Genomic DNA, 14,111 nt, shown 5'->3' on the forward strand with positions numbered 1-14,111 from the left:
GAACCGTGAGTGATCGCAATTCATCATGTTGTCACGGTCCTGATCGCCAGTTTCCTTCTTTCACCGACCCGGGTCGAGCCCCGGGCTCCGAGAAGGAGGGTCGCACGCGATGCGCCTGCTCTACCTGCTCAACGTCTCCAACGCCGGCCGCTTGACCGCCGATTCCGGCTTCACCTTTGCCGACCTGCTGGCTCCGGCCCTGGTGGATGCCGGGGTGGAGGTGATCGTGGCGTCCCCGGTCCCGGCCGGTGACGAGCGTGTGCACTTCACCCGGACGGCTTCGCCGTCCACCAAGTACCGGGCCCGCTTCAACCCGGGCATGGGTGCGATGGTGCGGCTGTTCCGGCACCACCGGCCCGACGTCGTCGTGGCCAACCAGATCGAGGCCGCACCGGCGATCCGGGCCGCCCTGCTGGAGGCCGGCGTGGACGCGCGGATCGCCGGCTACTGCCACTACCTGCCGTTCTCCTTCACCGACACCGGCAAGCTGGAGCTGGACCCGGCGATGGACGACGGCGGGTTGGGCCGCAGTGTGCTGCTGGCCTTCGCCGCGGGCCTGGCGGCCTGCGACCGCGTCCTGGTCCACTCCTCCACCGCGGCCTCCTGGACCAGCGCGGCTGCCGCCCGCACCGGCGTGGAACTCCTCGGCGAGAAGTTGCACGTGGTGCCCGCTCCCAGGGACGTGCGCCTGGTGCGCGACCCAGCCGACATCACCCCGCCGGCAGGGCAGGCCACCGGCATCTACAACCACCGTCTGTACGCCCACTACGGCACCTCCCGCTTCACCCGGCTCGCTCGCCGGCTCGTCGCCGAGGCCCCGGTGCGGCTCACGGTGATGGACCTGTTCGGCACCCGCAGCCCCGAGCGCGTCCGCTTGGACCCAAGCCCCGAGCAGCACTTGGGAGAGCTGGCCGCCGTCGACGGTGTGGCGATCGCCTCCGACCGCGGCGACCGCATCCGCTACCGCAACCTGCTGGCCGAAGCCCACTTCGGCATCGCGCCGTTTCGGCCCGGCTGCCCCTGGTCCATGTCGGTGATCGACTGCCAGGCGATGGGCCTGCCCGTGATCGGCCCACGCACCGGCTGGCCGGCCGAGCACATCGACCCCGAGCTGCTGTTCGACACCGACGACCAAGCCGTCGGGATCGCCAACCGCCTCGCCACAGACCCGGAGTTCTACCGGCTGCACGCCAAGCGGGCACACGCCTCCACCGCCGATCTCGCGCCCGCCGCGGTGGCCGCCCGCTACCTGGAGGCGATCAAGTGAGCGGCTTCGACGCGGTCCAACTCTCCTACGACGAGCCCCTGGCCGACTCCCTGCACACCCGCTTGGCTCGGGTGCTGGGCGACAACGTCAAGCGTCTACACGGGGTACGCGGGATGCGCCGCGCCTACCGGCTGACCGCCGAACTGGTCGACACCGACCAGTTCTTCCTCGCAGACGGTGACTTCGCCATCGACCACGCGTTCCCCGCCGCCGAGGTGGAGCCGCTGGCGAACGGTGTGTCCATGCGGGTCTGGCGGGCCGTCAACCCGGTCAACGGCCTCACCTACGGCTACGGCGGTCTCAAGCTGATTCGCACCGGTGCGCTGCGCGAGATGGGTCAGGCGGTCGACGTGCTGGCCGCGCTGCCCGGACGCGTCGAGTTCAGCGAGCACACCGCCGGCACCACGCTGTTCAACCAGACCCCGTTCCACGCCTGGAAGGCAGGCTTCCGCGAGTGCGCGATGCTCGCGCGCGGCAGCGAGTACGGCATGACCGACACCTCGGCCCAGGAACGCATCATGGCCTGGACAACGAGCAAGGACGGCGACTTCGCGCACTACGCGGCGGCCGGTGCCCGCGACGGGTGCGACTTCGCCCATTCGGCAGCCCGCGACCCCGAGCGGTTCGAGGCGCTCAACGACCCGACCTGGCTGCACCGGTACTTCACCACGCTGCACGGTGAGCAGGCGATCGCCGGATGAGTACCCACTCCGGGCCGCTGGTCCTGATCGAGCCGTACGCCCACCGAGGTGGCGGGCACCACCAGCGCACGCTGATCGCACTCGCCGCCGCGTGCCCGGGTGCCCTGGTCATCACCCCGGAGGGGATCGCAGACGGCCTCGGTCCGCTGCGGCGTGCCGGCGCCCGCATCACCACAGGCCCCATGGGTCCGACGGCGAAAACGCTGCTGGCCGGTGCGCGAGCGGCGGCACGCGTCTCGGCTGTCGGTCAGCGGCTCTTCGCCTCGCGCAGCCGGCCGGTGAGCTTGCGTCGGTTACCGCACCAGATCACCCTGATCGCTCGCTGTCTGACCGAGGCGGCGTGCCTTCGCACTGCCCGTCGTCTCGCCCCGCAGCCCGGAGCGGTGGTGATCCTCAGTGCGAGCGAGGCCCTGCACGATGCTGCCGCCCTGCTCGGCGGTGGCCGACATCTGCGGTTCATCCACGAGCTCGTCACCACTGAGGACCGACCGCTCCGCCTGTTGGGTCGGCTGGCAGGCCGGGGCGAGAAACGCGTGGTCGCGCTGTACCCGACCACCGCAGTCCGCGATCGGCTCCGGCGGAGCTTCCCCCACCTGCCCGGACGGGTACGGGCGTTCGCGGTCGACGACGGCCGGCGCCTGACCGAGGCCGAAGGTGAGGGCGCCCGATCCGCCTTCACCATCCCTGCCGGAGCGACGGCCGTGTGCCTGATCGGCGGCTGGTGGCCGTACAAGGACATCACCACCGTCGATGCGGCTCTGGCCCGCGTCACCGAGCCGCTGCACGTCCTCGTCTGCGGAACTCCGCTGGACGCCACGGTGCTCGAACGCTGGCAGCGCCTACCCCTCGTCCGAGTCCACATCGTGCCCGGCCCGGTCGGCGAGGACGTCCTACGACTCGTCTACGCCGCCGCCGATGCCGCGTTGGTGGCCCGGCGTCCCGGGACGGGTAAGGAGTCCGGACTGGTCATGGACGCCGCCCGGCTCGGGGTGCCGCTGATCGTCTCCGACCACGACCCGGACCTGACCGAGCGGCTGGCCGGACAACCCTGGGCCCGGCTCTTCACGGCCGGCGACCCGGACGCCCTCGCCATGACCCTCGACCGGCTGCAGGCCGCGCCGCCTGTCCGACCGGGGCCGCAGGCCCCCGCAGTGGTGGACATGCTCCCGGCCCGCGAACAGGCCGTCTACCTCACCGACACCTATACCGACCTGGTCAAGGAGTACCGATGACGCCCGCCTCCCCCGCCTTGGTTGCTGTGGTCGGCCCGGTCGAACCGGCCCTGCTGACCGTGTGGACCGCCCACTACCGCCGGCTCGGCGTCGAGCGCTTCCACCTCGCCTTCCACTTCCCCCAGCACGTCCCCGATGCCGGGCGCCACCAGCTGCTGGCCACCGCCCGGGAACTCGGCCTGCCCACCGGCCAGGTCAGCATGGGTCCATGGCACGAGCAAATCAACTCCAAACTGCGCGACGCGCTGCGTGAACAGGCTGGCCCCGGTTGGCACCTGCTCGCCGATTCCGACGAGCTCCACACCCACCCTGCCCCGCTCGTCGAGGTCACCGAGGCGGCCGAGGAGAACGGCCGAGCCGTGGTGGGCGGGCTGATGCTCGACCGCGTCAGCGCCGACGGCCGCCTCGCCCTCTGGCGCCCCGAGGACGGACTCGACCGCACCTTCCCTCTCGGCGGCCACCTCACCCACCGCCTCCTGCACGGCGACCCCCGCAAGATCGTTCTCGCACTCTCGGACGCCGCCGTCGCTTCCGGCAACCACCGCGCCTCCGGCCGCAAGCCCGACCCCCACACACTCGCGTGCGTCCACCACTTCAAATGGCGCTCCGGCGTCGTGGACGACCTGCGTCGCCGCGTCGACCACTTCACCAGCGGCGCCTGGACCGAGCACACCCCGGCCGTCCGCAGCGAGGCCACCCGCCTGCTTCAGCACATCGACCGCCACAACAACCGCATCGACGTCTCCGACCCCCGCCTCGGGTTCCGCCACGTCACCCTCGACCGCATGCCCGATGACTGGGCCACCGAAGCCGCCCGGATCCACACCGCTTGGCGCCCGCCCCGTCAGAGCCGGCCCGGCTCCACGATCTTCTCGCCCTCGTTCTGAGGCACCTCGAACCGCGCGAAGAAGTCGTCCAGAGCCTCAGGGGTCACGATCAGCGAGTTTGCGGTCCCTCTCCGGTTGCGCTCAGCCAGCCTGCGCAGCAGCTCGTCCCGATCGACGGGGAAGTAGAGCAGCCGCCAGCGCCCGCCAGCCGACTCCACCAGCTTCTTCATCGCATCGCGGTCCTTGCGCGGCCACAGCCCGTGGTCCCAGACCACATCCCGGCCCTCGGAGACCAGCTCGACCAGCCGTGAGTGCAACTCGGCGACGACCGGGGCCTCCTTCTCGAAGTAGGTGTGCTCCGGGTAGTCGACGCCGTACCGACCGTGCCGCTCGTGGACGACCTCGTCCACCGAAAGCCGCACCGCGCCCTGCGGCTCCAGCTTCCGCCGAGCGTAGGTCGTCTTTCCCGAACCGGTGAGCCCCACCAGCAAGAACACCACTGGAGAACTCTCGGCCACCGACGACTCCCTTCACCGCTACCGGCGTTCACCGGCAAGTCTGCCACCACGGCCAATTCCGGGAACCGCGATCCCTATCCGCTGCCACCTCAAGGAGACACACGTGCCCGCCTTCACCCTCGCTCGCCTGTTGCGGGCCTACGTCCGCCACGCGCCCGGAACAATCGTCAAGGGTCCGCTCGTCGACCGCTTCCTCGACGATCACCTTCGAACCCATCCCCTCCACACCACTGCCCGGTTGCGCTCGGGTGACCTGGTCACCGTCACCACGAGCGACGTCATTCAGCGCTACCAGTACCTCTTCGGTGAGTGGGAGCCGAACCTGAGCGCCTTCCTGCGCGACCGCCTGCGGCCGGGGGATACCTTCGTCGACGTCGGTGCCCACCGTGGCGTGTTCAGCCTCCTGGCCTCCCACGCGGTCGGACCTACCGGCCGCGTCGTCGCCATCGAGCCCACCCCGCAGTTCCACGACGACCTCACCACCGCGGCCACCACCAACCACCGCACCAACATCCGCACCGTCCGTTCGGCCGCCTCCGACACCATCGGCACGCTGGTCCTCTACCTGGAGGATCCGGCCAACCTCGGCCACACCACCGCCATCCGACCCCGCCACGTCCACACGACCTTCAAGGTGCCGACCGCGCGGCTCCCGGAACTGCTCAGCCAGGCCGAGCTCTCCACCGCCCGCGTCATCAAGATCGACGTCGAGGGCGCCGAGGCGGCGGCGGTCAGGGGACTGCTGCCCGCGCTCCCGTACCTGCGCGAGGACGCGGAACTGGTCGTGGAAGTCACCCCCAGGTTCCTGGCCAAGCAGGGCGAGAGCACCGCTGGCATCATCGACAACCTGCGCGAGCACGGCTTCCACGCCTACACGCTCACCAACGACTACGACCCTGCCACCTACCCCCGGGCCATACGCCGACCACAGGCGCCCGTCAGGTGCATCGGAACCCCGGAACATATGACCGACATGGTCTTCTCCCGTACCGACGCCGACCGCCTCGCACCCGGACGCTGAACCGGACCCACACACCCCGGCAGCGGGGGCGGCCTGAGCCGCCCACCTCGCCGTTGACAGCCCTGGCGCTATGACGAGGAGTGGGCACTGTGACGAACGGCAGCATGATGAACAGCCGCAACTCGGTCTGCGTGATCGTCCATGACAAGGACACCGACAGGATCGCCGCCGTGCACTACGCCGCCCGAAACTGGTCCCCGCAGCCGGCGTGGACCGTCCCGGGCGGCAAGGCCGAGCCCGGCGAAGCCCTCGACGTGGCCGCCGTTCGCGAACTCGAAGAGGAGACCGGCCTGCTCGTCGATCCGGCAGATCTCGTACTCGTCCACGTGATCCACGTCGAGCAAGGCTGGGACCAGGCCGGGCAGTTCATCCTGTTTGTCTTCGCCGCCGACACGTGGGCCGGTGAACTGACCAACACCGAGCCGGACAAGCACCTGGCTGCCCAGTGGGTCACTGCGGACCGGCTACCGGAGCCCGCGTTCCCGACCTCCGCGCAGGCGCTGGTCGCCTACCACGGCGGAGGTCCCTCCTTCTCCCGCTACGGATGGTCGGTCTCGCACTGAACATCCTGCGGAACGTGTCCCGGAAGGTACGGAGACGCCGACGAGTGGTAGGGAGAACTGGCCCTCACGGCGGCGAGGGGGAGGGGCTCGGTGGAGGAGGTGCCGACCTCGATGAGCTCCGGTGCTGGGCGGCACCCGGCCTGATCTTGGCTTGTATCAGTCTCTTGCGGAGAAGTCAGACAGGGCAGCATCGAGGGCAGGTCGGCTGCTAGGAGGCGCGATGCTGAACTACGCAGGGGACTGGATATTCCCGAAGGCCGAAGCCTTCAAGACCGAGCGGGAACTCAGCACACACGTCCTGGGTGTGCTCGAAAAGTGGTTCCACATCCAGGAGCAAGTGCCTGGACTGTACCGGGGGCGCGAGCCCGTGAGAATCGATGCGATTCTAGTTCCACGTGATCCCGAGCCCTGGTTCGACGAACCCGGCGTTCGGGGTGGAGTTCAAGCGCCCCGTGGAGGAAATGAATCTAGGGTCTTACCATGCGTGGGCTGGGCAGGCTGTCGACTATGCGCACTGCGAGTTCGGGCGTCATGGGCGCCTTCAGGTGTTCCTCTGTCCCTCCCCCATGGTCGGCTATCTGGCCAGCGAGCGGCACATGACTGAACTGCGGCAACGGCGTGCGAGCCTGCCGGCATTCGCAGAGCAGAGTGAGCTGAGCATTTCGGCCCGACTACCAGGCACGGGGGATACGCCCGAAATAATTCGGGCGCGAGCCAACAAGAGGAGGAGGGATCAGCAGGCCAGACTCGATGCCGAGGACACTACGGCCCGCGGTCTTGGTTTCGAGGATGATGTGCATAGGAGGCAGGAAGAACGTCGATCCACAGCGCTGGAACTTATGCGTCTTCTGGGCCAGCTCAACGTAGGGGAGCTTATGCCAAGCCGATACTACGGGTGGACGCTGCTGCGTTCCGGCATGCCGCTGTGGTCGGAAAACAGAGGCGTCCACCGTAGGTTCAGCCTCAAACCGCGGACAGCGGCTCGCGATCGTTGACCAGACGTACGGTGGACGCCGCCCGGCTCAGCCAGGAAGGCCGAGGTCCCTGAGGTAAGGCAGGCGGGCATTTATGGCCGCAGAGAAGAGCTGCTCTGCACACCGGCCCTGACCAGCTAATCAGTACCTCCCGCACATCGGGGGAAGCTCAGTCGTGCAGGGTGGTATCAGGGAACAGGGGAGTGGCCACGCGTCGACCCTACTCGGCGTGGCCTCGGCTACGGGTCCGCCTGTGGATAACGGTGAGGCTGTCGAGCTGCCCTCTGCTGGCATCGGACTTCAAGTGGGCTTGCTCCGGTTGGATGGATAACCTCCTCGAGAGGCCGAAACCCCTCAAACAGGGTGTATGTCAAACCGGATCAAGCCCAGCGGGTGTGTTCGCGCGGGTCGCAGGGTCGGTGAGTGCTCCGGTCAGCGTGAGTGATGTGTGGTGTCCCGGGCGGTTGCCCGTGTGAGGGCCGGCGGGGTCGTTGTGGCCGGGCGGGTGTGGCGGCTGGTTCGAGTGCGGGCAGCGGCGGTGCGGGGGTTGTAGGGGATTTGGCGGGCGAGGCGTTGGATGCGCCAGGTGAGGACTTCGGTGGGGTTGTCGGCGGTGTCGAGTTCGCGTTGGGCGACGGCCTGGTGGAGGAGTTGTAGGGGTGGGTGGCCTTGGCCGGCGGCGTGGTGGAGTGCGGCAGTGAGGGCGGGCCAGGCGGGGTCGGTGGTGATGGTGTCGGCGCGGGGCCCGAGGACGGTGCGCGCGTGGTCGGCGTATCGCGCGGTGGTGTCGGGGCTGGGGCTGTCCGGGGTGAGGCGGGCGAGTGCCGGTGGGGCGATGGTTCGGTACGCGGCGCGCAGATGCTCGGCCGTCCGTGCGGCGGCGCGGGCCTGTTGGCCGAGGTCGCGGGCGGCGTACCAGCGGCTGATCGCGACGACGACCAGGATCGACGAGGCGACGATGTCGGCGAGGGCTCCGTCGCCGGTTCCGGTTGCGTGGTGGGCGAGTTCGCGCACGGTGGAGCGCAGCGCGTCGGCCTGGCGGTGGGCGGCCTTGATGCGGGAGCGGGACGCTCGTTCGTATGCCTTGGCCGCGGCGGCCAGGGCGCGGCGGTCCGTGCCGGCGATCGGCGCGGTGGCCGGGGGCAGGGCGTCGAGGAGGTGCCCGACGGCGGCGATGTGCCCGGCGACGACGGGATCTGGGACGCGGCTTCCGCTCGTGCCCGTGCCGTCGGTCTCCTGTAGGAACGGGGCGAGTTGGTCGAGATGGGCGGCTGTGCGATCCCACGGGTCGGTGGCGGCGAGGTCGGGTCGTCCGGCGGGGGCTTCCGCTCTGCGGGTGGGTGTGGTGAGGCGTTCGAGGATGCGGGGCCAGGACAGGTCGGGTGCGAGGGTGCGTCCGGCGAACCAGATTTGTTCGCCGGACGCGTTGGTGTCGCCGGGGAGGGCGACCTTGTAGCCGAGGGTGTCGCCGGAGGGGCCTTCCCTGGTGTGCACGTCCACTCCGAGGTCGCGGAGGGCTCGCAGGAACGTGGGCGGGTCGGCGGCGTAGGCGATGGCGGTGCGTACCCGGGTGCGGAGTTCGTCGCGGGGTGTGGTGGTGCGTTGGGCGCGTTGGGCCTTGTGGACCTCCGGGGCGGTGGCGGGTTTGGCTGCGGTGCCGTCGCCGGGTGCGATGCGTCGTAGGCCGAGTTCCTTCTCGATGCGGCGGCATTCGGTCTGGGCCTTGGTGCCGTCGCGGTAGGGGTGGACGGGGGTGAGGTCGGCGTTGACGAGGGTGGCGGCGATGTGGATGTGGTCGTCGGCGTGGCGTACGGCGACCCAGCGGCAGCCGTTCTGGTCGCCGTGGGGGTCGATGCCGGTGGCGGCCAGGACGCGGCGTGCGATGTGGGCCCATTCGTCGTCGGTGAGGTGGCGGTCCTCGGGGGCGGCGCGGATCGACAGGTGCCACACGTGCCGGTTCGGCGCGCGGTCGCCGGCCTGCTTGACGGGCACGTCGAGGATCCTGGCGAGTCGGCCCGGGGTCACGGTGGGGTCGCGTCCGGGGTCCGGGGTGAAGTCGTCGAAGGAGGCGACGATGTGCGGGTCGGTGTGCGCCTCGGCGGTCTTGCCCGGCCCGTACAGGTAGTGGAGCAGACCGACGACGCGGCTGTGACGCTTGTGCACGCGCGGGTACATCAGCGCCCTCGTTCGACCATGTCCTCGACCGCGAGGTCGAGTCGTTGGAGCGACCCGGACACCTCGGTCAGGACGGTCCGCAGGTGGGCGAGCAGGTCGTCGTCGGTGGGTTTGCCGGCGAGACGGTCGATGTTCAGGGCCCGGGCGATCTGGTTGAGGTTGGTGCCCACCCGGCCCACCTCGGTCCGCGCGGCGGACACCTGCAGGCCGGTGTCGTGGAGTTGGGTGTCGCGGGTGAAGTCCTCACCGGCCGCGGCGGCGAGGGCGGCCTCGGCGAGGAACCCGGAGGGGCGCATGTTCGCCCGTGCGGCGGCGTCCTCGATGCGTCGTTTCTCGTCCGGGTGGACCCGGGCCTTCATGGTGAGTTCGCGCCGGTTGCCGGCGCCGGTGCGGGTCTGGGTGTCGGGCAGGCGTCGGGCGGGGCGTGGCGGTGCTTTGCGGGCGGTCCGGCCCCGCCGTGCGCCGGCGGCTTCCCCCTCGACGACCCCCGGCGGCGAGTTCCCGTCCGGTCCTCGCGCGCCCTCGTGCGAAGACCGGACGGCGTCGCCCCGCCCCTCGGGCGGGGCCACTGTTCCGGAAAGGCCCCCTGGGGCCTCCGGAACACCACCTTGCTCGCCCCGTCGAGGAGGAACCTGCCTTGTGGAGAAGGGGAGTTCGTCGCTCATGCTTCCGGCTCCTGACTGCGGAAGAGTCACCCGCCCGGAACGCCCGGGCGGGTGTGGATCGGTGACGGGTGATCAGCTGTGGGCGGGCGCCTTCGAGGCGGCGTCGGCCTCGTCGCGCAGGGTCCGCATCAGGTCGGTGAGACGCTCGTTGGAGACACGGTGGCCTTGGTCGCGCAGGGCGTTGGCCACGATTGCCCGGGTGATCCGGCCTCCGTCCGCGACAGCCCGGCGGGCGGCCGGCAAAAGGTCGTCCTCGGCCGTGACGGGGTCCGGCTCGGCGGCGAACACGGTCGCCTCCGGTCCGGCGAGGGCGAGTTCGCTCTGCTCGGCGTCCCCGGTCACCGTCGCTGTGGGCAGTCGGTCAGTCACCGGGTCGCCGGTCCGGGACGGGTGTCCGGGCGCGATCCGCCGGTCGGTCGCGACGGTGGCGGTGGCCGGTTGGCGGGCGATGAGGATGTACAGGTGGACCGCCCCGGCGAGGGCGAGCGGCGCGAGCGTCGACAGCACACCAACGGTGGTGTCGCCCAACCGCAGCCCGGGATTATCTCCCGGGTCGGTCTGCTGGTTGATGCGGACGGCGTGCAGGGCGTTGGCCCAGATGCTCGCGCCGGTCGCCGACCCGAACAGCAGCCACACGTACACCCGGGCGGCCGGCGGCGCGGTCCGCAGGACCAGGAGCGCGCGGATGCCGTAGGCGATGAACCCGTCGATCAGCAGCGGGAACAGGAAGCTCAGCGCGCCGCGCACGTGGACGGCCACGGCCATCTGCCGCAGCGCGTCGTAGGAGAGGGCGAATCCGGCGAGACCGAGCCCGGCGATCGCCGCACGGTCCCAGGCCGTTGCCCGGGCGGGACCGGTAGTGGTGTCGGTGATGGTGGTCAGGGTCGCTCCTTGAGGGGCGTGGGTGGGGTGGGCAAGGGTTTGGGCGAGGGTCGGGCGCGGTGCCGTTGCACTCGTCCCACCCGTTGCATCGCTGGTCAGCGCGGTACGGGTCGCAGGTGTGGGACGGGTCGACTCGTTCCGCGTCGACGTTCATCGGCGCGCCGACCTGCGCGGGGACGGTTGGGACGAGTGGGATCGGTAGCGGCCCGATCCGGTCTCGTCCCGGCCTACCTGCGGGCGGAGCGTCGCGAAGGCGCGCACGGCGGTCACAGCCGAGGTCGGTTTCCTGAGTGGACAAGGCGAGCGTCCACCGAGTGGACGGTCCTCTCGTTTCCTGAGTGAACAGAGCGGGCGTTCCCCGAGTGAACAAAGCTGCCGTTCCCAAAGGGAACAGTCGGGCATCTCGCTGGGCGTGCCCGGGACGGGTCGACTCGTCCCGGGCCGGGACTCGTCCCCGCGCCGACCTGCGCGGGGACGAGTGGGACGGATGGGACGGGTTGCGGCCTCGTCAGGGCTGCCGGGGCGGCTCCGGGTCGGGCTCGGGGCAGTAGCGGTGCCAGGCGTCGACGAACTGGCTGCGGGTGAAGCCCTTGCGCTGGTTGCCGTCGGGGAAGCGGATGTTGGACGAGGAGATCCCGTAGTCCTTGAGGTGGATCCCCAGCGCGCGCGGGGTCAGTCCGCCGGCGCCGTGATCGGCCCAAGGGGCCTCGACGTCGTCGCGTAGCGCGCTCAGGAGTTGCGCCGTGGACAGCGCCGCGATGTCGTTGAGCCCTGCGAACACCCGCCGACAGTCCGAGAGCAGGCGGATACTCAGGCCGCCCTGGTCGTCGTTCGCCTCCTCGGCGGCGGTCATCTCCGCGCAAGCCACCCGCGCCGCCCTGGGCCAGGACCCGCCGGCGAGGTCCGCGACCACGACCAGGGGCTCCCACGTGTCGGCCGCCCGGTCCTCGACCGGCATCTCGGGCTCCGCATCGGCGGCGACATCGGCCACCGAACGCAGCCACGCCGCGAGCCGGTCGCGCAGTTCGTTGAGCCCCGGCTGGTCACGGCGGGTCCGGAAGGGCGCCGCCCGTTCCCCCTTGACCTTGCGGCGCATGCGGATCACCACCGCCCGGTCCATGATCGTGTCGGGGAGGTCACCGATCCCGGCTATCGCCGCCATGGCGAACGTGTTGAAGCGGTGCGGCTTGTGGTCGTTGCCCACCACCCGCAGCGTGTAGCGGTTGCGCTGGTGGCCGGCGTTGAGGAGACCGCGCATCTCCTCGTTCTTCTCCGCGACCTTCGCGCTGCCGAACAGCGTGTCGGCCTCGTCGACCAGCAGGGTCGGCGGCTCGTCCGTGATCGAGCGGAAGATCGCCGCCGGGGTCGCGTTCACCGTGATGCACGGGTCGTGCACCGTCTCGTGCAGGACGTCCAGGAGCCGGGACTTCCCGCACCGCTTCGCCGGAGCCACCACCGCCAGGCGCGGCGCGTGCTGCAACACCGGCTGCAGGTGGGTCGGCGCCGTCCACAGGGTCACCGCGTCCAAGGCCGCGCCGTGGGGCAGGATCACGTATCGCGCGATCGCGGCACGCAGTTCGTTCAGGAGGGCGTCGCCCTCGGTCGCGGGCATGTCCGGCAGGGCGACCGGCGGGCGCGGGCCGTCCGCATCGTCGGGCACCGACGCGTCGGCCGCCGGGCCCGGCTCGGCTGCGGGCGGTCGGCCGGGGGTTCGGACCGGAGGCCAATCCGCGTAGCGCGGCGGGCGCTCGTCGGTCGACGACGCGCTTGGCGTCGGAGGACGCGGCGTCGTAGTGTGGGGCACAGATTCTCCTCACCCGGTGGCGACGAGCCCGGCAAGGCCCGCCGCCACCGCATAGTGATCGTTCAGGAGTGGGCGTATCCGGTGTGGATCCTGAAGCCCTCGACGTTCACAGCGTCGGGGGCTTTCTGCTGTGCGCTCAGGCGGCGCGTTCGGTGGTCCGGCTGTCGAGCCACGCCTCCACCTCCGACCAGCGGTAGCGCAGGTGCCGGCCGACCTTGATGCTCGCCGGCCCGAGCCCGCGGTGGTTCCACGCGTACAGCGTGGCCAGCGGGACGCCGAGATGGTCGGCGAGTTCCTCGGCGGACGCGAGCTTGCGGGTGTCCCGTGCTCTGGTCATCTTGGTGACGTTGTCACGAGCTATGTTGCCTCCGCTGATTTATCGGCCCCGGGTGGGCGGACGACGAAGCTAGCCGAGAAGTCCCCGAGTAGTCCAGGAATTGTGGACCCAACCCGCGACGCCGCAAAATCGTGCATCGTTTTACGCGGTAAACGGCTGTGGACTGCGTATATGTCATCCGGATGAGCGCGGACGAGACCAGGCTCTGCCGGATTATTCGGCCCTCGCGCGGATTTTCCGACACTTCCCGGGGCTGGATAACACCGGGCGCCACGAACCGGCACGGGAAACGTATTGCTGTTTGACAATTCGGCGGACCGGGATCAACATCCCCATCATGGGAACACGGGTAGTGGAGATCGGGCCGACCGGCGTGATGGTCGCCCACAATGTCGAACGCCTGCGGGTGGCCGCCGGACTCAGCCAACGCGCGCTGGCCGAACGCCTGACGGATCTGGGGCGGCCGACGGCGTTCACCGCGATCAGCAAGATCGAGCGCGCGGAGCGGCGCGTGGACACCGACGACCTCGTCGCGTTGGCCGTCGCGCTGAGCGTTGCCCCCACCACGCTCCTGCTGCCTCCGGTGGCCGACGGCTCCCCCACCCGCGTCACCGGCGGAGGAAGCGTCACCACGGCCGAAGCATGGGAATGGGCCGACGGCAAAAGACCGTTGGTCCGGCTCCCGGAGGTCGACGGCGGCGCCCTCGCGCACGCCCGTCGCGCCCGCCCGTTGGGGCGCCGCGCCGATCACCTGGTCACCGGGGCCGCCGACACCGATGCGGGCGACCGGCCCGATCCCCTCGCGCATCTCACCAAGCAGGAACTGCTGGCTCTCCTCGACAACCTCACGGAGGTACTCCGGAATGGCTGACGTGTACGACCGCTGGCACAAGTCCCGCCCGAAGGCGGACGAGAAGGAATGCCGCGAGCACAAGGGTAAGGTGCCGTCCGCCGATCACGGCAAGGGCAAGCGCTGGCAGGCCCGTTGGCGGGACGCCGCCGGCAAGCAGTGCAAGGAGAACTTCGACCGCCGGGTCGATGCCGACGCCCGCGCGACCAAGGTTGACAACGACCTCAACGAGGGCACCTACCTCGACCCGAGCGCTGGCAAGGTCACGTTGGCGGCGTTCGCCACGAAGCGCCTC

General features: G+C 70.3%; 13 protein-coding genes. 7 read left to right on the forward strand and 6 right to left on the reverse strand.

Annotated features, from left to right (window positions below; all coding sequences use genetic code 11):
• Positions 1-109 precede the first annotated feature (109 nt).
• The 4 genes from B4N89_RS21680 to B4N89_RS21695 are packed head-to-tail and all read left to right on the forward strand — an operon-like array spanning position 110 to position 4,087.
• Positions 110-1,267, forward strand: a complete 1,158-nt coding sequence (locus B4N89_RS21680) for a glycosyltransferase (protein WP_078977493.1) — start codon at positions 110-112, stop codon at positions 1,265-1,267.
• Entirely contained in the window at positions 1,264-1,968 is a 705-nt protein-coding gene (locus B4N89_RS21685) for a hypothetical protein (RefSeq protein ID WP_078977494.1), read from the forward strand. The genes B4N89_RS21680 and B4N89_RS21685 overlap by 4 nt, the downstream gene beginning before the upstream one ends.
• Positions 1,965-3,200, forward strand: coding sequence for a hypothetical protein (locus B4N89_RS21690; protein WP_078977495.1), 1,236 nt, complete (start codon positions 1,965-1,967; stop codon positions 3,198-3,200). The genes B4N89_RS21685 and B4N89_RS21690 overlap by 4 nt, the downstream gene beginning before the upstream one ends.
• Positions 3,197-4,087, forward strand: coding sequence for a hypothetical protein (locus tag B4N89_RS21695; protein WP_078977496.1), 891 nt, complete (start codon positions 3,197-3,199; stop codon positions 4,085-4,087). The genes B4N89_RS21690 and B4N89_RS21695 overlap by 4 nt, the downstream gene beginning before the upstream one ends.
• Here the strand turns inward: B4N89_RS21695 and B4N89_RS21700 are convergent.
• Entirely contained in the window at positions 4,045-4,545 is a 501-nt protein-coding gene (locus B4N89_RS21700; protein WP_201260880.1) for an AAA family ATPase, read from the reverse strand. The two genes, B4N89_RS21695 and B4N89_RS21700, sit on opposite strands and share 43 nt — an antisense overlap.
• A 103-nt stretch (positions 4,546-4,648) precedes the next feature.
• Between B4N89_RS21700 and B4N89_RS21705 the strand changes: the two genes are divergently transcribed.
• Positions 4,649-5,566, forward strand: coding sequence for an FkbM family methyltransferase (locus B4N89_RS21705; protein WP_078977498.1), 918 nt, complete (start codon positions 4,649-4,651; stop codon positions 5,564-5,566).
• An 89-nt stretch (positions 5,567-5,655) separates the two neighbouring features.
• Positions 5,656-6,129, forward strand: coding sequence for an NUDIX domain-containing protein (locus B4N89_RS21710; RefSeq protein WP_078977499.1), 474 nt, complete (start codon positions 5,656-5,658; stop codon positions 6,127-6,129).
• A gap of 1,406 nt (positions 6,130-7,535) precedes the next feature.
• On the opposite strand, the gene B4N89_RS21715 is transcribed toward B4N89_RS21710, so the two are convergent.
• From B4N89_RS21715 to B4N89_RS21735, 5 genes are all read right to left on the reverse strand, one after another.
• Positions 7,536-9,278: a relaxase/mobilization nuclease domain-containing protein gene (locus B4N89_RS21715; protein WP_078977500.1), complete on the reverse strand. Its 1,743-nt coding sequence runs from the start codon at positions 9,276-9,278 to the stop codon at positions 7,536-7,538.
• Positions 9,278-9,943, reverse strand: coding sequence for a MobC family plasmid mobilization relaxosome protein (locus tag B4N89_RS53380; protein WP_078977501.1), 666 nt, complete (start codon positions 9,941-9,943; stop codon positions 9,278-9,280). Before B4N89_RS53380 ends, B4N89_RS21715 begins: the two co-directional genes overlap by 1 nt.
• Positions 9,944-10,015: 72 nt before the next feature.
• On the reverse strand, positions 10,016-10,816 hold the full coding sequence (locus tag B4N89_RS21725; protein ID WP_078977502.1) for a DUF2637 domain-containing protein: 801 nt from the start codon (positions 10,814-10,816) through the stop codon (positions 10,016-10,018).
• A gap of 517 nt (positions 10,817-11,333) precedes the next feature.
• Positions 11,334-12,437 (reverse strand): DUF3631 domain-containing protein, encoded by a 1,104-nt coding sequence (locus tag B4N89_RS21730; protein ID WP_078979522.1) that lies wholly within the window; start codon positions 12,435-12,437, stop codon positions 11,334-11,336.
• A 328-nt stretch (positions 12,438-12,765) separates the two neighbouring features.
• Positions 12,766-12,966, reverse strand: coding sequence for a helix-turn-helix transcriptional regulator (locus B4N89_RS21735; protein WP_078977503.1), 201 nt, complete (start codon positions 12,964-12,966; stop codon positions 12,766-12,768).
• A 337-nt stretch (positions 12,967-13,303) separates the two neighbouring features.
• Here B4N89_RS21735 and B4N89_RS21740 point away from each other — a divergent pair, with 337 nt between their 5' ends.
• Complete coding sequence (locus B4N89_RS21740; RefSeq protein WP_078977504.1) at positions 13,304-13,837, forward strand: helix-turn-helix domain-containing protein; 534 nt, start codon at positions 13,304-13,306, stop codon at positions 13,835-13,837.
• Positions 13,838-14,111 lie beyond the last annotated feature (274 nt).

Origin of the sequence: Embleya scabrispora (genome assembly GCF_002024165.1) — a bacterium.
In the GTDB taxonomy this organism is placed as follows: domain Bacteria; phylum Actinomycetota; class Actinomycetes; order Streptomycetales; family Streptomycetaceae; genus Embleya; species Embleya scabrispora_A.